The organism is Rhodopseudomonas sp. BR0C11 (assembly GCF_010820945.1).
Taxonomy (GTDB): domain Bacteria; phylum Pseudomonadota; class Alphaproteobacteria; order Rhizobiales; family Xanthobacteraceae; genus Rhodopseudomonas; species Rhodopseudomonas palustris_H.
Map to the genome: position 1 here is coordinate 1 of NZ_QTKI01000871.1, position 407 is coordinate 407.

At 70.0% G+C, this 407-nt stretch carries 1 protein-coding gene; it reads left to right on the forward strand.

The features are described from left to right. Positions 1 to 407 (forward strand): 3-deoxy-7-phosphoheptulonate synthase (locus DYI24_RS27870; RefSeq protein WP_246701411.1); only part of this gene is annotated, 407 nt, incomplete at both ends.

Here is a 407-nt window from a genome sequence, read left to right on the forward strand (position 1 = left end):
GGATGTCGGGGGGAAGCTCGCGAGCTTTCCGCCGCTGGTGTTTGCGGGCGAGGCGCGCAACCTGAAGAAGGCGCTGGCCACCGTGGCGGCCGGCGACGCTTTCCTGCTTCAGGGCGGCGACTGCGCCGAGAGCTTCGCCGAGCACGGCGCCAACAACATCCGCGACCTGTTCCGCGTCTTCCTGCAGATGGCGATCGTCCTGACCTACGCCGGCGCCTCGCCGGTGGTGAAGGTCGGCCGCATTGCCGGCCAGTTCGCCAAGCCGCGCTCGGCCCCGGTCGAGAAGCGCGACGGCGTCGAGCTGCCGAGCTATCGCGGCGACATCATCAACGACGTGGCCTTCACGGAAGAAGCCCGCGTGCCCGATCCGCGCCGGCAGATCGAAGCGTACCGCCAGTCGGCCGCGA